Source organism: Dactylosporangium cerinum, from assembly GCF_042653625.1.
GTDB classification, from domain to species: domain Bacteria; phylum Actinomycetota; class Actinomycetes; order Mycobacteriales; family Micromonosporaceae; genus Dactylosporangium; species Dactylosporangium cerinum.
In genome coordinates, this window is the sequence record NZ_JBHSIU010000130.1 from 164,888 (window position 1) to 188,999 (window position 24,112).

A 24,112-nucleotide genomic window follows, 5' to 3' on the forward strand; every position below is an offset into this window, starting at 1 on the left:
ATGTCGCCGCGGTGCAGAATCACGCAGTGGGGTCGATCACAGTTGCGCCGTTCGCGGCGGCGGCCTCCGCGACAAGCTTGCGCCGCTGCGGCAGGACCAACGCTGTGTCAATCGGACGCGTGCAAGCTGTGACGTCCTTCGGGTTTCGAGGAGACACAGTCCGGCGCGTTCGACTTCGGGTACGGGGTGTCGCTCAGCATCACGATCTGCGGGCCGGCGGAGTCGGAGGGGTTGGTGATGATCAGTCCCGGTTTGCCGGTTTCCTCCCCGATACGTACACCGTGGTGGTCGACACTGATACTCCCCGTGATGGCGGCCCTGAAGGCAGCTCGCCGCGAGGCTGCACCATCAGGCCGCGTCAATTCGCCGGGCGACCGCCGACGACCGCCCAGAACGCGGGCTTCGGCGCCAGGCCGGTGTCGAACAGCAGCGGCGCGTCCGTCCGCGGGATCGGATACGTGTGCAGCCACGAGTCGTTGTCGGCGAGCCCCCAGAACGTCACCGAGCTGATCTTGTCGCGGTGCTTGAGGTACACCCCGAACAGCGCCTGGTACTGCGCCGCCTGCCGGGCCAGCAGCGCCGGCTGGACGGTCGTGTAGACGGACGTGTTGTCGGTGTAGACGCTGACGTCGAGCTCGGTGACCTGTTGGTCGACGCCGAGCCTGGCGAACTTCTCCAGCGCCGCCGACACCTGCGCCGCCGTCGGGGAGGCGATGTTGACGTGGGTCTGGTTGCCGATGCAGTCGATCGGAACGCCCTCGGCCTTCAGGGTGGAGACCAGCCGGTACATCGCGTCGCGGCGGGTCGGCTGGCTCAGGTTGAAGTCGTTGACGCACAGCTTCGCGGCCGGGTCGGCGGTCCGCGCGGCCCGGAACGCCCGCTTGATGAAGTCGAGGCCGGCGAGCTGATACCAGCGGCTCGCGCGCATCGTGCCGTCGTCGGCGATCACCTCGTTGACGACGTCCCAGGTCTGGATCCGGCCGCGGTACTGCCCGACCACCGCCGCGATGTGGCTCTCCATCCGCTGCAGCAGCAGGGCCTTGTTCTCCGCCGTGGGGGTCATCGGCCGGCCCGCCGGGTCGAGGAACACCCAGTCCGGGGTCTGGTTGTGCCACACCAGGGTGTGCCCGCGGACCTGCATCCCGTTGGCGGTCGCGAGGTCCACGATCGCGTCGGCCGCGGCGAACCGGTACGCCTGCGGCTGCGGCTCCGTCGCCGTCCACTTCAGCGCGTTCGTCGGGGTCACCGAACCGAACTGCCGCTTCAGCAGGTCGGCCTCCATGCCGGCGAGCTGCTGCTGCCCGACGGCCGCCCCGATCTCGAAACTCTCACCGAACGCCTCCTTCAGCGACGGCACCGTGACCTGCGGGCGGTCCGGCAGCGGCACCACCGTGAAGTCGTCGACGTGGAACTCGCCGTCGCCGCTGACCGGGCTGATGTCCGCGGTGAGGACGTCGACCGCGGCCACCGGGGTGTACCGGGCTTCGAGCCGCACCCAGCCGCCGGCGGTCACGTCGGCCGACGTCAGGACGGTGTCCTGGACCGCGGACGCCCAGCCCCACGACATCCCGAGCCGCAGCTTGGCCCCCGGGTCGTGCGCGGGCAGCCACAGCCACACCGACACCCCGTAGACGGTGCCGGGGCGCAGCTTCCCGGCGAGGTCCAGCGACGCACCGGGCCGTTTGCCGTCCTTGCCGGTGACGAGCATGCTGTGCCGCCCGCCGTGTGCCGCCGTGGTCGACGGGCGGACCTGCCCGCCGCCCTGCGCCTTCCAGCCCTGGGTGCCGTCCTCGAACCCCGTGTTGACGAGCGCGTTCGCCGGGACGGCCTCGGCCTGCGGCGCGGTCAGCCGCACGTGACCGTTCGGTGAGCTGGAGAACGCGGTGAGTGCCAGCAGGACGACGGCGACCGGCACCGCGACGAGCGCCCCGGCCGCGACGAGCGACCGTGTCCGCACGGGCGGACCCGGGGGTGTCTGCATGAGCCGGCGGTCCCTTCCAGCGTCGACGGTCGCTCGATCGTAGCCGCACGGTGGTGCCCGCCCCTGCCCGCGTACCTCTGCCGGGGCCCAGGTCTGGGACCGGGCGGCGGACGGTGACGACGACGCTCCCGGTCCGGAGGGGCGGTGACCTGCCGATCGGCCACCGGCCGCAGCCGTGGTCCGTCTTCCGTCCTTTGTGGACGCTGAGCTGGGAACGGTGGCCGTGGGCGTGGCGAGCAGCCGCCGTGGATCGTGCCGGACGGGTCGTCGCAGCGGTCAGACCAGGCGCATTGCCCGATCCGGCTCTCGTCATTCGTCGCGCCGCGAAGGGTGCGCCGAGACCAGGTCGGCTGTGCGCACCTCGTCGTAGGGAATCTCGGCCGTCAGGGTCGTGCCGTGTCCCCGCGGGCTGACGATGTCCATACGGCCGCCAAGCGCCTCGACCCGGTCCTGGAGGCCGACAAGCCCCGTGCCCTTGCTCGTGTCGGCGCCTCCGATGCCGTTGTCACGGATGGACGGGCGGACCGTTGCGCCATCCGTCGCCAACATGACGCGGACCATCGAGGCCTGCGAGTGTTTGGTGGCATTGGCCAGCGCCTCTGACACCATGAGGTACGTGGCCAGCTCCATCCATTCAGGGAGGCGGCGCTCAAGGCATAGATCCAGCTCGACCGGCAGGGCGTTGCAGCGGGCGAGTTTCCTGAGGGCGGGACAAATGCCTCCTTGCGACAGCAGCCCCGGATGAATGCCACGGGCGAGCTCTCTGAGGCTCCCGTGAATGTCGTTCAGGCCCTGAACGGTGCGCGACAGCAGCTGCTGCACCTCGGACGTCTGGGCCGGAAGCGACGCTGCGGCCAACCGCAGTTGGAGGGCCAGCGACACGATTCCTTTGCTGCGCGCCGTCGTGCAGGTCCCGTTCGATCTTGCGGCGCGCTTCGTCGGCAGTGGTGACCAGGCGGGCTCGGGACGCGATGAGCTGCTGCCGACTGTCGGCGTTGGCGATCGCCGCGCCGACAAGTTCGGTGAAGTCGTGCAGGCGCGGCTCCGTATCCACCGGTAGAGGGTCCGGCTTGGATGACAGCGCGTGGGCCACGCCCCAGAGCCTGCCCTCGACCATGACGGGCACGCCCACCGCGGACCGGAAGCCCAGGCCATGCATGGTCTCAGCGACCGGGCCGGTAGCGGTGTCGTAGTTGACGCGAGCCGCCCGGCCGGAGCGCAGGACCACATTGCAGACGCTGTCGCCGTCGATCGGGACGTTGTCATCGTGCATCATCGGACGGCCGAACTCGTCGCATTGAGCCACCAGGGTGATGGTGCCGTCGGTCTCGTAGCGGGCCAGCGCCGTGCTGATCCCTCCGAAGTGCCGGCGCAGCTCAGCCGTGACCGCGGCGAACACCTCCATCGGCGCAGCGCCGCGGGCGACCAGCATCGTCACCCGCCGCAGGGCCACCTGCTCCGACAGGAGCACTGCGGACTTCTGCTGGCAGGCGGTGTTTCCGCCACGCGTACACCGGCAGGCGACGTCGCATCCAAGCCGCCAACGTCCTGTTGTTCCAACGGGTACCCGACTGGACGACCCGTTGGGTCGAGACGGCGACCTGGCTTGGCGTCATGATCCCTGGGCCACGGGGCACCTGTGATCCGGTAGTCGGGCTCTGCTCAATTCTAGAGCCGCGCCGCTGCCGGATGACAGCAGAACGGCGGCCGGGTCGACGGCGATGATCAGCAGCCGGTCGGTCGAGATCTTCCGGACGGTCGGATCTGTCATTCCGGAGCGTATGTCGAACCGCGCGACAATTCCGTTCGATCGAAACCACGACAACTCGCCGATGCGCATATAAAAGGCGGTCGCGCGATCAATGATATATGGAACCATGTCGACAAAACGGTGCGTTGTGCCGTGCGTTGACGCTGTTCGAGGCGCGTGAGAGCCTTGCCGCGGAACCGGTCTTTTGCATGCTGTGGCAGGGGGAAAAGGGCTTGTTCACCGCCTTGCGCGCGCGTTTGCGGCTTCGGAGCGAGCCTGGGGAAGGGCACGCGAATCGGTGGTATGAGGAGGACGTCCTCGTGTCCCGGCTGAATGTCGCCCGGAATGTCATCGGCTTTGTCACCGCACTGGTCGTCAGTTTCCTGGCGACGGGGTTCGGCGGTGACGCGTTCGACCCGTTCGCGCGGCTGGTCGACCTGCTCTTCGCCGTGGTGGCGACGGCGGTCGCGGTCCTGGCGGCCATCGTGTGCATCGTGATCCTCACGAAGGCCTCCGCCCGGGGCGCGGTGATGCGGCGGATGCTGATCCCGATCCAGACGGTGCTGCTGTACCCCGTCGCCTTCGCGGCCCCGTGGGTCATCGGTATCTACGGGTACAAGTTGATCATGTGGACCTTCCACACGATCCGCGACACCGGGCACCCTGTCTGGGGCTTCCTCGTTGCCCTGGTGCTGGCGCTGGCTGCCGTCGCCGGGCTGCTCAGCACGGCGTGGTACGCGCTGGTGGGCGCGTACGTCTGTGCCACGACCCTGTTCCTCGCGGCCGAGGGGCATCCCCTGCTCGCGCCGGTCGCGGCCACCGCGGTCGCGTGGGTGCTGCCGCAGCTGCTCAGGATCGAAGGCAGCAACGCCCTGCCGAGCGACCCCGCGGGCATCGCCCTGTTCTACGGCGGCGCGGTCACCGTCACCCTCCTGTCCGTCCTGGAGGTCGTCCGGGCCGCGCAGGTCCCGGGCCTCGACCTGCGGGGCGCGCCGCCGGCCGCTGCACTGCCGCGGGTGCGGGGCAGCCGGTCGTTCCGGCTCCCGGCGCTGATCGTCGTGGTGTCGTTCGTGGGCAGCCTGGCGGCGACCACGGCCTTCGCCGCGGTGGTGATCGCGAACACGCCCGAGCCCACCGGCGCGCCGGTGATCAACACGTTCCACCTCCCCGAGGGCGTGGACATGATGAAGGTCGGGCGGCTGAGCCCCGACGGCAAGCTGATCGCGGCCGTGCCCGAGGGCGACAAGACGTACCTGTTCGACACGCACACCGCGAAGATCGTCGAGACGCTGCCGTTGCCCGTCGGGTACCCCGTCGCGGTCGCCTTCAGCGCCGACAGCCGGCTGCTCGCCGTGGCCGGCCTCGGCACGAACGCCAGCAAGACGGTGCTGTGGGACGTCAAGGCGCACAAGCTCGTCGCGTCGCCGGCCCTTCCGGCCGGCGTGACCGGCCACCAGATCGCGTCGCTGGCGTTCAGCAACGACGGCACCAGGCTGGCCGCGACCCTGGCCGACGCGTTCACCGTCCAGGTATGGGACACGGCCACCGGCGCGGGCGTCTCGACGTTCACCGTCCCGGGCAAGCAGAAGTCCGGCGACGCGTATCGGACGGGTGCGGGCGGCATCCTGTACCTGCCGGACAACGCGACGATGATGGTCGCGACCGCGGAGGGCCTGTTCTTCCTGAACGCGGTGAGCGGCGCGGTCACACCGCTGCCCGGCACCACCGTCGACCGGATCCCCGGCTCGTTCACCAGCTTCGCCGTCAGCGGCGACGGCTCGAAACTGGTCGTCTCCACCGGTAGCTTCGGCGTGACCGCCGCCCGGGTCAGTGTCTGGGACCTGCGGACCGGCACCGCGAAGCAGGCCATCGACGTGCCGGGCGGCACGAAGGAGTCCCAGGTCGCCTCGCTGGCCCTCAACGACGACGGATCGCTGGTGGCCGCCGGCGACTCCAGCGGCCACATCTACCTGTGGGCCACCGTCGACGGCCACCCCGCCGGCACGCTCGACACCCAGGCCAGCTGGTCGATCGGCGGCCGGCCGAAGGACCGCGTCGTCGTCCAGACGGCACGCGGGTTGTCGGTCCTGATGGACTACGACGAACTCGACAACGTCGTGCTGTGGGACCTCGCCGACCTTCACGGCACCGGAGCCTGGAACAAAGCCGCCAAGTGACCCTTCGTTCAGTCGCTGTACTGGGCGACCGGCGGTTTCGGGGCCGGGCCCGGCAACCACTTGGTGTAGAGCTTCTGCCAGGTGCCGTCGGCGCGCATCCGGGCCAGGACGCCGTTGACGAACCGGACGAAGTCCATGGCCGAGCGTTCCATGACGAGGCCGTACGGCTCGGGGCTGAACTGTTCGCCGACGACGTGCAGCGCCGGGTCCTGCGCGGCCAGGCCGTACAGGATGGTGTCGTCGGTGGTGATCGCCTCGGCCTGGTCCTGCTGGAGCATGACGAGGCAGTCGGTCCAGTACTTCGCCGCGATGATCTGCGCCGTGGGTGCCACCCGCGCGATGGTGGCGATCGAGGTCGTGCCGCCGGCCGCGCACACCCTGCGGTTGTCCAGGTCCCGCACGGTCATGATGTTGGAGTTGCGGCTGGTGAGGATCCGTTGCCCGGCGTCGTAGTAGTCGGTGGAGAACGCCGCCGGCTCCGGCCGCTCGCAGGTGCTGGTCGTGGTGTGGGCGACCAGGTCGACCCGCTTGTTCTGGATCGCCGGGAACCGCTCCTCGGAGGCGATCGCGGTGATCTGCAGGTGCTCGTCGCCGTCGGCGCCGAACAGCGCCCTCGCCACCTCGCGGGCGACGTCGACGTCGAACCCGACGATCTGCCCGGTCGCCGGGTCGCGCGAGCTGAACAGGTTGATGCTCTGGTCGGCACCGACGACGAGCCGGCCACGCTCGACGATCTTCTGCATCGTCGAGCCGGCCGGCATGTGGCCCGGCGTCGGCATGACGCTCGGCGGTCGCAGGCTGGCGAGGGGGTTGCAGGTCTGTGCGGGGCTTGCCGTCGGGGCGCCCGCCGAGGCGGGCGGCAGCGCGCTCGCGCCTTCGGGCCGGGGCTCGATGTAGGACGCCTTCGCCACCGGTGCCTGCGACTCGCCGGCGGCGCAGCCGGTCAGCGGCAGCAGCACGGCGACGGTGAGGGCGGCCAGCCTGATGACGCGCATGCGGATCTCCTGCAGGTGAGTCATGATCCGAACGGCTCCTGGAGCGGGCGGGCGGCGCCGGTGACGGCCTGGAGGGTCAGCACGGTCCACGCGCCGACGTGGATCCGGTCGCCGTGCCCGAGCGGGACCGGCGTCTCCTTGCGCAGTGGCGTGTCGTAGTCGCCGTTGAGGAACGTGCCGTTGGCCGAGCCCAGGTCCACGACCACCCAGGTGCCGTCGGGCGTCGCGCTGAGCAGCGCGTGCGTGTGCGACACGCCGACGTCCTCGGGCGGGCCGGTGAGGTCGATCTCGGGGTCGATGCCCCGGCGCACGCTGCGCCGGCCGATCAGCGCCTGCGGGCCGGTGAGCGGGAAGCGGCGCGCCGGGTAGTAGGGCGGAAACGCCACCGTCTGCGACTTCGGGCCGGCCTGTTCCCAGACGGTGTCGTAGTACGACCGGTCGGCCGCGGCCACCACCAGCCAGGACCGGGGCTCCCGCGCGGCGGGCGCCGCATCCGGTAGGAGTGGATCCGGCGCCAGCGAGTCGTGACCGCAGTGCTCGCAGTACCGGTCCTCCAGCGGGCTGCGGCACGCCCGGCAGACGCGTTCATCGGCCGGCATCGTGCCTCGCAGCCGCACCGGGTTCGCGCACCGTCTGGGTGCGCCGGACGGTGACCACCTCGACGGCGAGGTCGGCGTCGCCGGTCCGCCGCACCAGCTGGACGGTGCCGCGTTCGTCGTCGACGTCGACGAGCTGCTCCAGCGACCTGGCGGTGGCGGCGTCACCGGACCCGTCGGCGAGCTCCACGGCGCGGCGCAGCCGGGCGAGGGCGAGTGCCTCGTCGCCTTCCCGGCGGGCCGCGGTGAATCCCTGGATCTCGCCGGCGAGTTCCGTCTGTGCGGTGTAGTGCTGCACCCGTTCGCTGACCACGGTGGAGCGTTCCTCGTCCGCGGTCCAGATCGCGAGGATCCGCTCCTCGGCGTAGACCCGGTCGCCGCGCACGACGCTGATCCGGCCGGCCAGCATCTCGTCGCCGACGTCGCCCGGTTCGACGTCGACGCAGACGTGGTAGTCGCGGCGTTCCGCGCCCCAGGTGCCGAGCGGGTATTCCCCGACGCGTGGCTCGATGTCGGTGCGCCGGTCGGTCAGGTCCAGGATGCGCGGGTGGACCTGGTTGACGAAGCGGACTGCCGAGCCGGTCGGTGTCCACAGCCGGATGGCGAGGTCCGGGAGCACCTTGCCCATGACCTTCTCGGTGATCGCCTGGAAGTCGCCGGCCAGGGCGCTCAGGTCCGTCACCGCGTCGGCGCTGCCGTTGAGCGCGTCGGCGATCATGAGCAGTTCCTCGCCCTTCCAGTCCCGGCCGATGCCGCGGCAGTCGCAGACGAACGCGCCGGCGCACGCCCGCAGCGCGTCGCGGAGCTCGTCCTGGTGTTCCTCGCTGTTGCGCCCGTCGGTGAGCAGCACGACGTGCCTGACGTCGGCCGGTTGCGCGGCGAGCAGCTCGGCGGCGAAGGTCAGCCACCGGCCGATGCGGGTGTGCCCGTCGGCGGTGAGGGCGTCGACCGCCCGCAGCGCCTCCTGCCGGGTCCGCGCCGTGGCGGCCGCCATGCCGCCGCCGGCCGGATACACCGGCTGCGCCGTGTGGGTGCCGACGACGACGGCGAAGGCGGTGTCGTCACGCAGCGCGCCGATCGCGGCGGCCAGCGCGCGTTTCGCCTCCGGCAGCTTCGTCTGCGGGTAGGCCATCGAGGCCGAGCCGTCGATGATCAGCACCTGCGCCACGGTCGGCGGGCGGCCGCCGGCCGGTGCGCCGCCGACGTCGACGGTCACGATCGCGTTGACCTGCCGGACACCCGCCGCCAGGTACGGGTTCTGGTCGACTTCGATCAGCACGTCATGACCGTCGGCCATCGTCACTCCCGTCATCGGCTCGCCCGGCACCGGGACCGGCCGTCGCAGCACCGGTCGTCGCCGGGCGCCGCAGTGCCGCAGTGCCGCACCGGACACAGCGCACCGCCGCTACCACCATGTCGTCGGCCGCACCTGGTTGGCCCGTTCCACCAGCGCGATCCGGCGGCGCGGCTCCTGGGTGGCCTTCGCCAGCCGGCGGTACGCGTCCTCCAGGCCGCTGCGCAGGGCGTGCTCGGTGAGCGGGCGGCCCAGCACGGTGCCGCCGGCGCGCCGGTCCGCGGCGGCCGGACGCGCCCGGTCCAGCACCCAGGCGAGGGCGGCCGAGAGGACCTCGATCATCAGCCATTCCTCGCCGCTGATCCGGCGCTCGAAGACCCGCTGCGCCCGGTGTGCCGCCTCGATGACGGCGTCCTCGTCCAGCGTGCCGCCGCGCGGGTCCAGCAGGGCCCGCAGCGCGGCGATCTGGGCGGCGACGTGGTGGCTGGAGCTGTCCGGCACCTCGTCCAGGATCGCCACGGCCCGCCGGCCGTCGCCGCCGGCCCGCAGCGCCCGGCCGAAGCCGAACGCCGCACTCACATACGTGTGGTCGGTGCGCCAGACCCGCTCGTAGTAGCGGGCCGCCAGGTCCGGCTCGCCGGCGCACTCGGCCGCGGCGGCGAGGGCCAGCTGCGGTGCGAGCTCTCCGGGCAGCCACCGGTACACGGCGGTGAACGCCGCGAACGCCTCGGCCGGGTCGCCGCCGGCCAGGGCCACCAGCCCCCGGTACCAGTCGATGCGCCACTCCTGCGGGAAGCGCTGCCGCAGCGCGGTCAGCGTCGCCTCCTGCGGCGGCCGGCCCTGCTCGAACGCCGCCCGGATGCGTTGCAGCGCCACCGTGACGCCGTCCTCCGCGGGCGCGGACAGCGCCGCCATCATCGCGTCGAGCTTGCCGGCGCCGGTGTCCGGCACCTCGATCTGCGGCAGGGGCAGCGCGCCCGCGATCCGGCCGGGCCGCGGGCCGGGGCCGGCCGCGTCGGGCACGACCGCTCCGTCCTCGGTGCCGAACACGCGTCGTTCGCCGGTGAACAGCAGCGACGGCAGCGGCCTGGGCGGCTCGCCGCGCCGGGCCATGCACTGCCGCAGCACCCCGAACAGCTGCTCGCTCATCTCGGTCGCCGAACCGAAGCGCAGCTCCGGGTCGGGCGCGGTGGCCCGCAGCAGGAACTGGTAGAACGACTCCTCCTGCGCGAACAGCGGCTCCTCGGCCGGGGTGGGCAGCCGGTGGGCCAGGTCGGAGCTGAACTTCGGCATATCGGCGCTGAGCTCGGCCAGCAGCCGGCCGACGGTGTACAGGTCGGAACGCACGGACGCGATGCCGGTGAACTGCTCGAGTTCCGGCGCCTGGTAGCCGGGGGTGCCGTACAGCATGGAGACGTCGTCGTCGGCGTACCGCACGGCGCCGAGGTCGATCAGCTTGATCCGGTCCTCGGAGTGGATGATGTTGTCCGGCTTGATGTCGCAGAACAGCAGCTCCCGGTCGTGCAGGTAGCTCAGCGCCTGCAGCGTCTCCAGCCCGTAGATGATCACCTGCGGCAGTGGCAGCGGATCGGTGCGGCCCGCCGACGCGCGCCGCTCCCGGATCAGTTCGCGCAGCGAGCGGCCGCCGATGTACTCCATGACGATGTAGCTGCGCAGCGCGCCGCTGACGTGCGGGTGCGTGACCAGGTCCTGGATGTCCACAATGGACGGATGGTCGACCCGCACCAGGAACCGGCGCTCCGCGACCGCCGCCTCACGTGCCTCCGGGTCGTCGGGCGTGATGAGTCCCTTGAGGCACACCCAGCGCTCGGCCTCGCTGTCGCCGAGGTGGATGTGCCGGGCGAGGTAGATCCAGCCCTGGCCGCCGTGCGCCAGGCACCCGACGATCTCGAAGCGGCCGTCGACGACGTCGCCGGCGGCGAGGTCCGGCACGAACGAGAACGGCGTGCGGCACTGCGGACAGAACCCTTCGCCGACCGCGGCCCGGCCGGGCCGGCCGCGGCCCACCGGCCGGTCGCAGTTGCTGCAGAACCGCTGGTTCTCCCGCACCTGCGGGTCGCTCAGCACGGCCCGCCTCGGGTCGGGCGACGGGATCGTCGGCATGTCGACGATGCCGGCACCGAGCCTGCCCCGCGCACCCGCCCGCGGCCGGTCCAGGGTGGACGGCTCGCCGCGGGCCCGGCGCGGGATGCGCTGTGTGGCGGCGTGCCGCGGCCCGAAGTCCGGCAGGGTGTCCAGCTCGGCGACCCGGTCCAGCTCGGGAGCGGACCCGGAACGCCGCCTGGGCAGGCCGGCCGGCGCGGACCGCCGGGTCGCCGGCACGTCGCGGGCATCCCGGGCGTCGCGGACGTCGCGGGCGTCCGGTGGGGCCGGGGTATCCGCTGTGGACACCTGCGCCGCGGCGACGGTCGCCCTGGCCCGGTGCCCGCACCGGTCGCAGTAGCCGTCGGCCGCGTACGTTCCGCCGCAGCCCGGCCGCCCGCACCGTCCACTGCCGTCAGCGGTCATCGCTTCGCACCTCCGTCGTGACGCGGCCGGTCGCCACCAGATCCTGGTACCGCCACACCGCCCCGGCCGCGGCATCCAGATCGCAGGGCGCCTTCCACAGCTGTTCCCGGGCGATCCGGTAGGCGGCGGCGAGCTCGGTGCGCTCGTCGATGCCGAGCCGGCCCGCCTTCGCCCGGTAGCCGTCGAGCCGGCCGCGCAACTGGTCGCGCCGGTCCAGCAGTGCCTGGGCGGCCGCGGCCCGGTCGGCTGCGGCGGCCAGGGCGGCCCGGGCGGCCCGCTCGACGGCCGCCAGTCCCGCGGTCACCTCGGGCCAGCGCTGCGCCGCGAGGTGCCGTTCGAGGTCCGCGAACGCGGCCCGCAGCGCCGGGCCCTGTCCGGCGGCCGGCTCCGGGCCGCCTCCGGTGACCTTCCGCGACGCCTGCGCGCAGGTGGTCTCCGCGCGGGCCTCCGCCGCGTCCACCGCCTCGATCGCCGCACGCAGCGTGTCGATACGCTCGCCGGCGGCGCGGGCGACCTCGCGCGTGCTGTCCAGCGCCGCCCGGGCGTCGGCCGCGTCGGCCTCCAGCCGGTGCAGCTCCCGCTCGTCGGCGGCCCAGCCGATCGGGTCGTCGAGGGCCAGGGCGCGCAGGCGCCGGTACCGCTCGACCAGGTCGTCGTGCGCGGGCCGCTGCGCCGCGAGCACGCTGAGCGTGTCGGCGAGGGCGCCGAGGCGGGTCAGGACCGCCTTCGCCGCGACGTCCACGTCCTGCAGCCGCGCCCGGATGTCGTCGCCGAGCGCCTCGACCCGTTCGCAGAGCGCGTCCAGCGTGATCGTCTCGGCGACCGGGCCGGTGGTCTCGCCGGCCGGTGCACCGTCGGCGCACAGCCGGACCATCGGGCTGTGCAGCAGGTCGCTCAGCCGCGCCAGCCGGGCGACGCCGGACCGGTCGCCGCGCGCGCGGAGGGCCTCGACGGTGCCGACGTGCCGCTCCAGTGCCTGATACTGCGCGCCCAGCAGCACGATGTCGGCCTGCAGTTCGCGCCACAGCCGCAGCGTGTGCCCGGCGAGCCGGTGGTCGGTGAGGTGCCGCAGCCCGTCGTGGCTCTCGATCTCCGTCAGCAGTTTGCGGGCGAGGCGGTCCCGGATGCCGGCCAGCCGGCGGTATGCCAGCTCGGCCTCCTCGCGGGTCATGGCGGCATCCATCGGCGCCCCGCGCGCCGGTGCTCCGTTCACCGGTACTCCGCGATTCGCCGCTGCAGGCCCAGCGCCGCGCCGAGCAGCAGGATCAGGGTCAGCGCGAGCGCTCCGGCCCCCCACCAGACGATCACCCGCCGGGCCTGCTCGGCGGTGTCGGTGAAGGTGGTGTTGCGCTGGGCGATCTCCCGGTCGAGGGCGTCGTGCAGTCGCAGGTAGGCGATCGTGATGCCGCCGGCGTCCTGGCTCGTCGCCAGCTTCACCGCATCCGTGTACTGGCCGCGGTCGTCCAGTTCGCGGATCTTCTTGTGCAGCCCCGCCCAGGTCCGTACCTGCTGCCGCACGATCCGCACGGTGCGCTGCAACGCGGCGTCGGACACGTCGGCCTCGGCCTGGGCCAGCAGCCCGTCGAGCCGTGCCATGGCGGCCTGGTAGTGCTCCTCGAAGTCGCGTCCGCCGCCGCGGGCGACCAGGGTGAGCGCCTCGTCCGCGCGGGCCTGCAGGGCCGCGGTCCGCGCCTCGGCCAGGATCTGCACGTCCTCGGAGCCGTGCCGGCGACCCTCCTCGAGGTTGTCGCGGGCCGTGACCGTCGCGGCCACGGTCACGGCGAGGCAGGCCACCGCGGCCGCCGTCGCCGCCAGCAGCCCCCCGTTGAGGCGTCGTTTCGTCATCCGCGCCAGCCGGCGAGAAGCCAGCACCAGGGCGCCGATCGTGCCGAGGATCATCAGCACGACGACCCAGGGCACGGCCGAGGCGCGTCGCTGGGCGCTGGCGAGCCCGCCCTTGTCCGTGTCGTAGAGGCGCTGCGCGGCCGGCAGCAGGGTGTTGCGCATGAGCGCGGAGGACTCACGCAGATACGCGGCGCCGAGCGAGTGCCCCTGCCGCGAGATCGCCCGCGCCGATTCCACCAGCCCGGTGTACATCGGCAGGTGGATGTTGAGCGTCGCGAGCTCCTGCGCGGCGGCGCTGCCGCCGTCCACGGCTCCGGCCGCGACGTTGATCGCCTCGGCCGCCTTGACGACGTCGTAGAGGTAGCGCCGGCGCAGCTCCGGGTCGCCGGTGCCGCCGATCAGGAAGTCGCTGGCGACGGTGGCGTCGGCGTCGGACAGCGACCGGTAGATGTCCAGCGCCGACAGGCCGAGCGGGCTGCTGCCGGTGGCCATGCCGTGCACCAGCGCGGAGCGCTGCGACCAGGCCAGGAACTGCGCGAGCCCGGTCGCGCCGCCGAGCGCCACGATGACCAGCAGGATCATGGTGAGCCGGCCGGGCGCGGTCCGCGCCCAGTCGACCCGGCGGTGCGGATGATGCCGGCCGGCGGGCTCGCCGCCCGGCTGGCCCGCTGGGGCGGTCTCGACCAGCCAGAGGTCAGTCGACGCCATCGACGGTGTTCCTTCCTGATCGCCGACCGATTGTGGCGCGTGGCGTTGCGTTCCGCGTCAACCGCCGGCGACGCCACGGCTCATCGGCGGCGTCGCGTCCGGTCATCGGGCGTCATGAAAGCACAGGAAATGGCGGCGGGCCACCCCGCAATGTCCGTGCTCCAACACTGGATCATCGATCTGCCTCCACCAATGCCGCCACCGCGTGCGCAACCATCGTGGAGACACTCCACAAGTTCACAACCGGCGATGCCGCGATGTGAGATGCGAGTGCTGTTCAATTTCGGCACCGGCTCGCCGAAATTCGCGGGCACCGATGACGGCGCGTTGCGCTTCGCGGCCCGAACCGATAACTTCACAGGCGCGCTCAGCGGGGGCACGGGCTGGACTGGTTCATTCACGGTGCCGTCGATCCGCCCGCGTCTCTGTTCTCGAATGCGCCTCTGACCTGGTTGTGACGGTGACATGCGCGCATCACTGCTGCGGCCGGCGACCGCCGTGTGCGTGGCCGTCATCGCCACCGGCATGCTCACGTCCGCGTGCGGCGAAGGGCCCGCCGCCGATGCGTCGGCGGCGCCGATCAAGATCGGTCTGCTCGCCACCCTGCACGGCACCTACGCGGCCGTGGGCACCGACATCCAGCGCGGATTCGAGGTGTACCTCAAGTCGCACGGCGGCAAGCTCGGCGGCCACCCCGTCGACCTGAAGGTGGCCGACGAGGGCGACAGCGCCGCGTCCGCGATGCCCGCCGCCCTGAATCTCGTCAACGACGAGCACATCGTCGCCATGACCGGCATCGTCGGCGGCGGCACGGTGGCCGCGGTCGCCCCGATGCTGCGCGAGGAACGCATCCCGCTCGTCAGCGCCAACGGGCGGCCGGGCATGGACACCGTCGACGGTTTCTGGTCCACGAGCTTCAGGTCCTCGGACCCGGGGACGGCCATCGCGCCGTTCATCAAAAGCACCGTCGCCGGCCCGGTCTTCGTGATCGGACCGGATTATCAGGGCGGCCGCGACGAGATCGGCGGCTTCGTCGACAATTTTGCCGCGGCCGGCGGCAAAATTGCCAATCCCGGCGGCGAGCCGCTGTGGACGCCGTTTCCGGCGACGACGAACTTCATGCCGTACTTCGACCAGATCAAACGGACCGGCGCGAAGGCCATCTACGCGTTCTACGCGGGCAAGGCGGCCATCGACTTCGTCAAGCAGTACCGGCGCTCGGACGCCCGCACCATCCCGCTCTACGGCGCATTCCTCACCGAGGGTTCGGTCCTGAAGGAGGAGGGCGACGCCGCCATCGGCATCTCCACGGTGGCCAACTACTCCGCCGATCTGCAGAACCCGGAGAACGACCGTTTCGTGGCCGCGTGGCGGCAGGCGCACCCGGAGTCGCCGACGCCGACGACCTTCGCGATGGCCTCCTACGACGCGGCGGCGGTGCTGGACCGGGCGATCGCGGCGGCGGGTCCGCGGCTCACGCCGGAGGCGATCAACGAGCAGATCGGCCGGCTCGGTGACATCCCCAGCCCGCGCGGGACCTGGCGGTTCGACGGCAGCCACGGGCCGATCCAGAAGTGGTACCTTCGGCAGGTCCGCGCCGGCGAGCAGGGCCTCACCAATGCGCTGGTGCAGGAGCTGGCGACCATCGGCGGTTGAGCCGCGGGACCGTCCCGCCCGGCAGACCCGGGGATGATCCCGCCCCCGGACCCGGCCGTCAGCGACGGGTCGCCGAATAGGCCAGGTAGACCGACCGATAGGCGTGGTACAGCGGGCTCACCGGCAGCTCCCAGGTGCCGAGGTAGTGCCGGTAGTCGCCGCCGAACGACAGTTTGAACCTGGTCAGTCCGGCCCACGCGTGTTCCGGCTCGTCGGGCGGCGCCACGCCCAGCGAGTCGAAGATCTTCTGCCCGCGATCCTGGGCGTCCAGGACCATCGTGGCGCGCATGATGGCGCCCGGGTGGACGTACCGGTGGGCGTGCATGCTCCCGGAGTGTCCGACGTGGCGGGTGGTCGGGCCGTCGAAGACGATCGCCGCGGAGACCGGCTCGTCGTGGTGCCGGGCGATGTACAGGGTGGCCGCGTCGCGGGGCAGCAGCACCTGCGCCATGGTCCGGAAGTAGTCGTCCGGGTGCTGAACGATGTGGTTGTGGGCGGCCACCTCGTGGAGCACCATCAGCAAGGCGTCCACATCACCGGGATCATGGCTTGCCTCGATGCGCACACCCGCCTTGGCGGCATTGCGGTACCGCTGCCGGTTGTTCTTGGACATCTCCCTGAGAATCTGGTCGCGCGGCTTGGTCAGATCCTGCTGCAGCACCAGCGAGGGCTGGATCTCCTTCAGCGCCGGCCGATGTCTGAGCTGCTGCAGGTCGGCCTTCGTCACCGGCGCCCACGGCTCCATCCGCACGAAGATGGCGCCCTGGTCCTGAGCGAGGGCCTTCAGCTCCACGATCGCAAGCTGGTAGCTCACCAGGTTCTCGGCGACCGGACCGTACGGGCAGTAGAGGCGGGTTGCCTTGTTGGACCGCTCCAGGATGGCGAAGCACTGCCAGCCTGGGCCCTGGCCGAAGAACAGTTTCCGGCCGAGCTGCTGGTTGAACGCGCCCCAGTGGGTGCTCTGCAGGAAGTGCCCGCCGCGGGCGAACAGGTCGTCGTCCCACGACCTGCCAGGCACCTCGTCGGACCACGCGATGGGGGAATGCTGAGACATGAGCTTCCTCATTCGTTGCGCCGGTGGCGCCACGGTAGGGAGGTGATCGTGCGGATCCGATGAAGAAGCCGTCCGGAAGCCGCGAACGGCCGGGATCGGATCGAAACCCGACGCGGCCTTCACAGGTTGCTCATGATCGGCCCGGTCCGCGACGAACCCCCGCAGAACGAGCCTTTACATCGATGAGTTTTGCGATATTTTTACATTTCAGTCTTGCCGTCGGTCAATGTCCAGAGAGGACGCTCCGGATGGGTATCCGCCAGACCCACTGACCGCCGGCTCCACCCAGGAGCAGTGGCTGCGGGCCGACCTCGCCGCCAGCACCAAACCGTGCACCGTCGCCTACTGGCACCACCCGCTCTTCACCTCGAGTTCCAACCACGCACCGTCCACCGACACCCGACCGCTCTATCAGGCGCTGTACGACTACAACGCCGACGTCGTGCTGTGGGGTCACAACCATGTCTATGAACGCTTCGCGCCGAGGCCAGACCTACAGCGACAGTGGCACCGGCTCCTGCCACTGAAAGATTCGACAGATCTACGAAGCAGGAGTCATGGCTCATCTCAAACGCAAGCTTCTGGTGGTCGCCGTGACCGGTGCCGGCCTGGTGGCCGCGCCGGTCGCCCCCGCCGCCGACGTGGTCACCGACCCGGCGGCGTTCGTGGACCCGCTCATCGGGTCGGCGCGCGACGGCAACACGTGGCCGGGGGCGGTGCGGCCCTACGGCATGCTGTCGTGGAGCCCGACGAGCACCCGCGGCGACCAGACCAGCACCGGGGCCGCGAACGGCTACCAGTACGACGTCACCCGCATCCGGGGGCTGAGCCTCACCCACCTCAACGGGGCCGGCTGCAACCCGGGCGCCGCGGGCGACGTGCCGATCCTGCCGTTCGCGTCCGCCGTGGACTCGTCGCCGTCCGCCGACAGCACCGACGCGAAGTACGCCACGAACTTCAGCCACGCCGACGAGAGCGCCAAACCCGGCCGGTACACCGTCAAGCTCGCCGACGGTGTCCGCTCCGACCTCGCCGTCACCGCCCGCGCCGGCGTCGGGCAGTTCACGTTCCCGGCCGGCCGCCCCGCGAACCTGCTGTTCCGCACGTCCAACTCGCTCAACGGCAGCGAGGACGCCGAGATCACCATCGACGCGGCGAACCGCCGGGTCACCGGGTCCGTGCTGACCGGCGCGTTCTGCGGCCGGCGGGCCAACGGCGGCACCAACAACCGCCGCACCTACTACCGGCTGTATTTCAGTGTGCAGTTCGACAAGGCCGTCACGGGTACCGGCACCTGGGTCAACGGCACGCTCCAGCCGGGCGGCACCCGCGCCACCGGCGGCGAGGGGTACGCGACGGGCGCCGACCGGGCCGGTCGCGGCTCCGGCGGCTGGGTCTCCTTCGCCTCCGGCAGCGACGTGCGGATGCGGATCGGCATCTCCTACGTCAGCCTCGCCGGCGCCGAACGCAACCGCGACACGGAACTCACCGCGGGGGTGGACGTCCCGACCGTCGCCGCGCAGGCCTACGACGACTGGAAGCGTCAGCTCTCGGCCGTTCAGGTGACCGGCGGCAGCACCGCCCAGCGGACCGCGTTCTACACCGCGCTGTACCACAGCCTCCTGCAGCCGAACCTGGTGTCCGATGTGGACGGCCGCTACCTCGGCAGCGACCTGGCCGTGCACACCGTCACGGCCGGGCAGGGCGCGCAGTACGGCACCTTCTCCGGCTGGGACCAGTACCGCGCCCAGATCCAGCTCCTCGCGCTGCTCAAACCCGCCGTCGCCGGCGACTACGCGCAGTCGATGTATCAGTTCGCGCAGCAGCACAGCGGGATCTGGGACCGGTGGCTGCACAACAACGGCCCCACCCACGTCATGACCGGCGACCCGGCCGCACCGACCCTCGCCACGTTCGTCGCGATGGGCGCCGACCACTTCGACGCGGCGGGGGCCTACGCCTCCCTGTACCGCCAGGCGACCGTCCAGAACGCCGACGCGCTCAACGACGGCGGCTGCCCCGGCCAGTGCACCGGCCAGCGCCCCGCGCTCAACCAATACCTCGCCTCCCACTACGCACCGCAGAACGCCTGCCACTGCTGGGGCGGAGCCGCCGAGACCCTCGAGAACTCCCTCGCCGACTTCTCCCTCGCCATGTGGGCCCAGCGCCTGGGCCGCACCGCCGACCAGGCCACCATGTCCGCCCGTGCCGACTGGTGGCGCAACACCTTCAACCCCCAGGCGACCTCGACCGGCGGCTACCAGCAGGCCCGCAACGCCGACGGCAGCTGGGTCGGCGGGTTCTCGCCCTCCACCGACGTCGGCTTCGCCCAGGGCACCTCCGCGACGTACACGTGGATGGTCCCGCAGAACGCGACCGGGCTCGCCGCGGCCATGGGCGGCACCGGGCTGGCCGTGAAGCGCCTCGACGCGTTCTTCCACGACGACGCCGGCAACTGGGCCGTCAAGGGCGGCAACGCGCAGCGCTACGACCCCGGCAACGAACCCGGCCTGCACGCGCCGTGGCTCTACAACGCGCTCGGGCAGCCGGCGAAGACCCAGGCGACCACCCGCGAGATCGTCGACACCGTCTACGGCACCGGCCCCAGCGGCCTGCCCGGCAACGACGACCTCGGCACCATGTCCGCCTGGTACGTCTTCGCCGCCATCGGCATCTTCCCCCAGGTCGTCGGCCGCGCCGAGCTCCTCGTCGGCAGCCCGCTGTTTCCGAGCGTGAAGCTGGTCCGCGACAACGGCGTGGTCCTCACCGTCGACGCCCCCGCCACCACCGACGCCAACCAGTACGTCCAGTCCGCCAGCCTCGACGGCGCGACCCTGAACCGCTCGTGGCTGCCGGAGTCGTTCGTCCGCAGCGGCGGCACCCTGTCACTGACCATGGGCGCCGCGGCCTCAACCTGGGGCACGGCGACCGCCAACCGGCCGCCGGACCGCACCGGCACAGGCCCGGTGACGCTGGTCCAGCTCGACAAGTGCCTGGACGTCAACAACTCCAGCACCGCCAACGGCACGAAGATCCAGATCTGGGGCTGCAACGGCACCAACGCACAACAGTGGACGGTCCCGGGCGACGGCACCGTGCGCGCGCTCGGCAAGTGCCTCGACGTGACGTCGTCGGGCACCGCCAACGGCGCCAAGCTGCAGCTGTACGACTGCAACGGCACCGGCGCGCAGCAGTGGACCTACGTGCCCGCCAGTCAGGCACTGCGCAACCCCCAGTCGGGGCGGTGCGTGGACGACCCGTCCGGCAGCACGACCAATGGCACCCAGCTGCAGCTGTGGGACTGCAACGCCTCCAACGCCCAGCGGATCGCCGTCCCCGCCTGAACCGCCGACGCCCCGGCCCTGTCGCAGGGCCGGGGCTCGGAATTGTCCTAGGAAGCTCTGAGCGGTGAGCGGCAGGTCACTGCCGTACCGGTCGCGGCGGGCTACGCTGCGTGGCATGGCCGTGGCTGTCCGCGTGACACTGCCGCGGCGATGGTGTGTGGCGGGGCTGCCCGGGTGAGCCGGGAGCGTGCGCGGGACTTCCGGTCCTTGTGGTTCGGGCAGTCGGTCAGCCTGCTCGGCGACCACGTGTCGCTGTTCACCCTGCCGACCGTCGCGCTGCTGACCCTGCACGCGTCGAGTCTCGAGGTCGGTGCCCTCAACGCGGCGACGACCATCGCGTACCCCGTGCTCGGGCTGTTCGTCGGTGTGTGGCTGAACCGGGTGCGACTGCTACCGGCCATGATCGTCTGCGACGTGCTGCGCGTGGTTGCCTTCGCCTCGCTTCCGGTGGCCGCCGCGGCCGGGCGGCTGACGCTGGCGCAGCTGTTCGTCGTCGCGGTGTTCGCCGGTGCGTGCTCGGTCGTGTTCGACATCTCGTACCAGTCGTATGTGCCGACCCTGCTGCAGGGGCCGGCGCTGGCCCGGGGGAACTCCCGGATGGTGGCCTCCGAGGCCGTGGCGAAGTTCACCGGCCCGGGCCTGGGCAGCGGTCTGCTGCAGTTCGGCGGCACCGTCGTCGGGCTCAGCGCGAACGCGCTGTCCTACCTCGCCTCCATCGGTGGCATGGCCCGGATCCGCGCCCGGGAGGCCGCTCCCGCCAGTTCCGGCCGGGAGGCGTCCGCCCCGGACACGACCTGGCGGCAGATCGCCGACGGCGCACGGTTCCTGTGGCGGCACGAGTTCCTGCGCCCGCTCGCCATCTCGGCATGCCTGCGCAATCTCGCGATGAGCGCCAACCGCACGGTGTTGCTGCTGCTGATGTACAACGCGCTGCACCTCCCGGCCCAGACCGTGGGCCTCGTGTTCACCTGCGGCGCGGCGGGCTCGATCCTCGGCGCGAGCCTGTCCGGCCGGGTGGCCCGCCGGCTCGGGGTGGGCCGGACGTTCCTGCTGACGCTCACCGAAGGGCTGATCTGGCTGCTCGCCCCGCTGACCCTGCTCGTCGGTGCGCCGGCGTTCGTGCTCATGGCGCTGATGTTCGTCTCGTCGCTCTGGCTGCCCATCTGGAACGCCGCCTCGCTCACGTTGCGCCAGACCGTCACCGGCCCGGAGCTGCTGCGCCGGGTCAACGCGACGACCAGGACGGTGAACCTCAGCTCGATCCCGGTCGGCGCGCTGCTCGGCGGCGTGGCCGCGGATCTGGCCGGCGACGCGCGGGGCGGGCTCGTCGTCGTGCTCATCGCCTGCACCTGCGGCCTGACCCTGGTCTCGGCGGTCCAGTTGCTGCGCTCGAACATCCGGGGACTCCGGACCTACGCGATCGGGCCGGCGGCACCGGACGTGGCTTGACCGCAGGGTCCGCCGGGGTACTCCGCGAAATTTTCATGGCGGCCTCCCCGCGCAGCGCCCGGCACGCGCTGCAACAAACCTGCAAACGCCTCCGCTTGCCTTGAGGAAAGCGCATTCCTACATTGAAGTCAGTCGACTCCCCGCCCCGCGCGCAACGCCAAGTCCGGCCCGGCGCTTCCGAACGACCCGTCCAGACCCGGCACCCGTCATCGCCGGGAAAGCGGTAGTGACCGCCACGCACCATGACATGAAGGTGAGACACGGATGAGACGATCAGCTGCTCTACGGTGGATATCTGGAGGAGCCGTCGCGGTCGCGGGCGCCGCGGTGACGCTGGCGGTGGCGCTGCCCCAGGCCTCGGCCGCGGACGGACCCAACCTGAGCATCGGTGCCGGCGCCGACGGCTCCAGCAAGGCCAGCGGCACCAGCTACGGCAACGTCAAGGACGGCAACACGAGCACCTACTGGTCGCCGGCCAGCTCGACCGGGTACGTCTCGGTCAAGTGGGGCAGCGCCACGACGGTGAGCAGCGCCGTCATCCGGCAGGCGTCCGGCGGCGGGTCGATCGGCGCGTGGCGTCTGCTCAACGGCGACAACGGCGCCGTCCTGACCAGCGGCAGCGGCAGCCCGAGCACCATCTCCTTCTCCTCGACCGCGCTGAAGAAGCTCACCCTCGACATCACCAGCGCGTCCGGCGCGCCGCGGATCGCGGAGTTCGAGACGTACGCCAGCGGCGGCGGCTCGAACCCGACCCCCACCCCGACGGGCCCCACCGCCACCCCGACCCCGACGGGCGGCAGCGGCACCCCGACCACGTCGTGGCCGACGTCGCGGGGCAACGTGTCGATCTCCAGCACGCAGAACGTCTCGGGCACCTTCGACGGTGGCATGAAGACCTACTGCTGCATCGGTGACGGCGGGCAGAGCGAGAGCCAGGACCCGATGTTCAAGCTGGCCAACGGGGCCACCCTGCAGAACGTCATCCTCGGCTCCCCGGCCGGCGACGGCGTGCACTGCGAGGGCACCTGCACCCTGCGCAACGTCTGGTGGAACGACATCGGCGAGGACGCCGCCACCTTCAAGGGCACCGGCGGCGGCACCTCCTACGTCATCGGCGGCGGCGCCAGGTCCGGCAGTGACAAGACGTTCCAGCACAACGGCAACGGCACCGTGAACATCAGCGGCTTCTACCTCAAGGGCGCCGGCAAGCTGTACCGCGCCTGCGGCAACTGCACCAACTCCTACCAGCGCCACGTCGTCATCGACAACGTCATCGTCGACGACGTCGACTACGTGGCCGGCATCAACAGCAACTGGGGTGACACCGCCACCATCACCCGCGTCACCGTGTACAACGGCTCGAGCATCCACGTCTGCGCCAAGTACAAGGGCGTCGCCAAGGGCAGCGAGCCGAGCTACCTCGGCGACGGCTGGAACGACGCCAACTGCAAGGTCAAGCAGAGTGACATCACGTACCGCTAGGCAGTAGAGGGGGCGCCCGCCTGACGGTGGGCGCCCCTTAACTGTTTGCGCGGTCGGCGGGCCACGGGTTACCAACGTCGCTGTGGACACGACGTGGGAGGGGCGGCTGGGGTGGACGGCCGGCCTGGTCGCCGACGACCCCGTCGTGCGGGTGCGGGCGCAGCGGCGGCTCACGGTCATGCGCCGGCTCATGTACGCCGCGCTCCGCCGCCTCTACGCGGTGCCCGGCCGGTTGGACGACCCGGAGCGGGCCGGCCTCCTCGCGCATTACCGGCTGCGGCAGAGCTTCTGTTTCCCGGAGGGGCTCGGTCCGAAGGAGCCGCTCGGGACGTCGGCCTGCCTGCCGTACCTCATCCGCTACCTGGAGTGGGAGGTCCGGTACCCCGACGAGTGGTACGCGACCGCGAAGGACTGGACGGCCAAGGAGGTGCTGCTGCGGCATCTCACGCGCGAGTTCGCCGACCTGCCGGTGGCGGCCAAGCGGCGTCTCGTCGAGCTGGTCGTGCTGGTGATCCGGCGGGAGTACCACGTCGAGGACGTCAGCTGGGCGCGGCTGGCCCGGGCGGTGGACCTGCCGGAGTTCCGGGGACGGCTCGCGGAGCTCGACGACGGCACCAATGCCGTCCCGGCGAAGCGGGCCCGGTTCCTGCTCTGGCTGCTCGACCACCCGGAGGCGCCCCAGCTGCAGCGGATCCACTGGCACTACGGCCGGTACCCGCAGCCGCGGCGCCGCACCGGCAGGCAGCGGTCCCGGCGCTGATCCGCCGGGCGCCCGGGACCTTTGTGCCGTTCTCCGCCCGGGTTTCGAAAACGGTCGACGGTCGCGCGGGCACCGCACCACGATCGGGGAATTGGGAGCGCTCCCAATCGATCGGTCCTGCTCCGGGCTCAGCCGGTACTACCGCCCGCTCGAGAACGAGCTCGGCATCCCCGGCCGGCCGCTGCCGGTCGTCATCGAGGAGTACGGCTCGGGCGCCGCGAAGGACTTCGAGGGGGTCCCCGGTTCGATGATCAAGCACTGGGCGGAGTTCGAGCGGTACAACGTCGACCACGCGATGATGGGCATCTACACCAACCCGGGGCTGCTGGGCAACACGCTGCGGCGCACCTCGGCGGGGCTCAAGCCGAACGCGGGCTGGCAGATGATGGCGTGGTACAAGGCGATGACCGGCACCCGCGTCGACGTGAGCCGGGTGGGACACCCGGCGGTACCTGGCCTGCGACGGCGTCGCCAGCTGGGACGACGAGCTCC

General features: G+C 71.5%; 17 protein-coding genes and 2 pseudogenes. 9 read left to right on the plus strand and 10 right to left on the minus strand.

Annotation, left to right across the window (positions count from 1 at the left end; genetic code table 11):
* Positions 1-358 precede the first annotated feature (358 nt).
* Together ACFPIJ_RS58875 and ACFPIJ_RS58880 are read right to left on the minus strand one after the other, a co-directional pair.
* Complete coding sequence (locus ACFPIJ_RS58875; RefSeq protein WP_380128298.1) at positions 359-1,957, minus strand: endo-1,4-beta-xylanase; 1,599 nt, start codon at positions 1,955-1,957, stop codon at positions 359-361.
* A 333-nt stretch (positions 1,958-2,290) separates the two neighbouring features.
* The gene (locus ACFPIJ_RS58880; RefSeq protein WP_380128299.1) at positions 2,291-2,863 is read right to left on the minus strand and encodes a sensor histidine kinase; all 573 of its coding nucleotides are present in this window, start codon (positions 2,861-2,863) and stop codon (positions 2,291-2,293) included.
* 7 nt (positions 2,864-2,870) lie between these two features.
* On the opposite strand from ACFPIJ_RS58880, the gene ACFPIJ_RS58885 reads away from it, so the two are divergent.
* Positions 2,871-3,041 carry a hypothetical protein gene (locus ACFPIJ_RS58885; protein ID WP_380129004.1) on the plus strand — a complete coding sequence of 57 codons (171 nt, stop codon included), beginning with the start codon at positions 2,871-2,873 and terminating at the stop codon, positions 3,039-3,041.
* Here ACFPIJ_RS58885 and ACFPIJ_RS58890 read toward each other — a convergent pair.
* Positions 3,042-3,413: pseudogene (locus tag ACFPIJ_RS58890) on the minus strand (GAF domain-containing protein); the annotation flags it as partial. It lies immediately after the preceding gene.
* Positions 3,414-4,051: 638 nt separating this feature from the next.
* Between ACFPIJ_RS58890 and ACFPIJ_RS58895 the strand changes: the two are divergent.
* Positions 4,052-5,908 (plus strand): WD40 repeat domain-containing protein, encoded by a 1,857-nt coding sequence (locus ACFPIJ_RS58895; protein WP_380128300.1) that lies wholly within the window; start codon positions 4,052-4,054, stop codon positions 5,906-5,908.
* A gap of 8 nt (positions 5,909-5,916) precedes the next feature.
* On the opposite strand, the gene ACFPIJ_RS58900 is transcribed toward ACFPIJ_RS58895, so the two are convergent.
* The 6 genes from ACFPIJ_RS58900 to ACFPIJ_RS58925 all read right to left on the minus strand — a co-directional run bounded on the left by ACFPIJ_RS58900 (position 5,917) and on the right by ACFPIJ_RS58925 (position 13,875).
* A complete protein-coding gene (locus ACFPIJ_RS58900) occupies positions 5,917-6,903 on the minus strand; it encodes a glutamate ABC transporter substrate-binding protein (RefSeq protein ID WP_380128301.1) in 987 nt (328 codons plus the stop codon).
* A gap of 20 nt (positions 6,904-6,923) precedes the next feature.
* On the minus strand, positions 6,924-7,502 hold the full coding sequence (locus ACFPIJ_RS58905; protein WP_380128302.1) for an FHA domain-containing protein: 579 nt from the start codon (positions 7,500-7,502) through the stop codon (positions 6,924-6,926).
* The gene (locus ACFPIJ_RS58910; protein ID WP_380128303.1) at positions 7,489-8,796 is read right to left on the minus strand and encodes a VWA domain-containing protein; all 1,308 of its coding nucleotides are present in this window, start codon (positions 8,794-8,796) and stop codon (positions 7,489-7,491) included. The genes ACFPIJ_RS58905 and ACFPIJ_RS58910 overlap by 14 nt, the downstream gene beginning before the upstream one ends.
* Positions 8,797-8,904: 108 nt before the next feature.
* Entirely contained in the window at positions 8,905-11,322 is a 2,418-nt protein-coding gene (locus ACFPIJ_RS58915; RefSeq protein ID WP_380128304.1) for a serine/threonine-protein kinase, read from the minus strand.
* The gene (locus ACFPIJ_RS58920; RefSeq protein WP_380128305.1) at positions 11,312-12,493 is read right to left on the minus strand and encodes a hypothetical protein; all 1,182 of its coding nucleotides are present in this window, start codon (positions 12,491-12,493) and stop codon (positions 11,312-11,314) included. The genes ACFPIJ_RS58915 and ACFPIJ_RS58920 overlap by 11 nt, the downstream gene beginning before the upstream one ends.
* Positions 12,494-12,531: 38 nt before the next feature.
* The gene (locus tag ACFPIJ_RS58925) at positions 12,532-13,875 is read right to left on the minus strand and encodes a hypothetical protein (protein ID WP_380128306.1); all 1,344 of its coding nucleotides are present in this window, start codon (positions 13,873-13,875) and stop codon (positions 12,532-12,534) included.
* Between the two features lie 264 nt (positions 13,876-14,139).
* On the opposite strand from ACFPIJ_RS58925, the gene ACFPIJ_RS58930 reads away from it, so the two are divergent.
* Together ACFPIJ_RS58930 and ACFPIJ_RS58935 are read left to right on the plus strand one after the other, a co-directional pair.
* Positions 14,140-14,322: a hypothetical protein gene (locus ACFPIJ_RS58930; RefSeq protein ID WP_380128307.1), complete on the plus strand. Its 183-nt coding sequence runs from the start codon at positions 14,140-14,142 to the stop codon at positions 14,320-14,322.
* A gap of 18 nt (positions 14,323-14,340) precedes the next feature.
* Positions 14,341-15,531, plus strand: coding sequence for an ABC transporter substrate-binding protein (locus ACFPIJ_RS58935; protein WP_380128308.1), 1,191 nt, complete (start codon positions 14,341-14,343; stop codon positions 15,529-15,531).
* Between the two features lie 58 nt (positions 15,532-15,589).
* Here the strand turns inward: ACFPIJ_RS58935 and ACFPIJ_RS58940 are convergent, their stop codons facing one another.
* Positions 15,590-16,585: a lipid II:glycine glycyltransferase FemX gene (locus ACFPIJ_RS58940; protein WP_380128309.1), complete on the minus strand. Its 996-nt coding sequence runs from the start codon at positions 16,583-16,585 to the stop codon at positions 15,590-15,592.
* A gap of 226 nt (positions 16,586-16,811) precedes the next feature.
* On the opposite strand from ACFPIJ_RS58940, the pseudogene ACFPIJ_RS58945 reads away from it, so the two are divergent.
* The 5 genes and pseudogenes from ACFPIJ_RS58945 to ACFPIJ_RS58965 form a co-directional block, all read left to right on the plus strand.
* Positions 16,812-17,042 (plus strand): annotated as a pseudogene (locus ACFPIJ_RS58945) (metallophosphoesterase family protein); the annotation flags it as partial.
* A 100-nt stretch (positions 17,043-17,142) separates the two neighbouring features.
* A complete protein-coding gene (locus tag ACFPIJ_RS58950; protein ID WP_380128311.1) occupies positions 17,143-19,929 on the plus strand; it encodes a GH92 family glycosyl hydrolase in 2,787 nt (928 codons plus the stop codon).
* A gap of 174 nt (positions 19,930-20,103) precedes the next feature.
* Complete coding sequence (locus tag ACFPIJ_RS58955; protein ID WP_380128312.1) at positions 20,104-21,378, plus strand: MFS transporter; 1,275 nt, start codon at positions 20,104-20,106, stop codon at positions 21,376-21,378.
* A 327-nt stretch (positions 21,379-21,705) separates the two neighbouring features.
* On the plus strand, positions 21,706-22,860 hold the full coding sequence (locus ACFPIJ_RS58960; protein WP_380128313.1) for a pectate lyase: 1,155 nt from the start codon (positions 21,706-21,708) through the stop codon (positions 22,858-22,860).
* A gap of 82 nt (positions 22,861-22,942) precedes the next feature.
* The gene (locus ACFPIJ_RS58965) at positions 22,943-23,620 is read left to right on the plus strand and encodes a hypothetical protein (RefSeq protein WP_380128314.1); all 678 of its coding nucleotides are present in this window, start codon (positions 22,943-22,945) and stop codon (positions 23,618-23,620) included.
* The last annotated feature ends 492 nt before the right edge of the window (positions 23,621-24,112 follow it).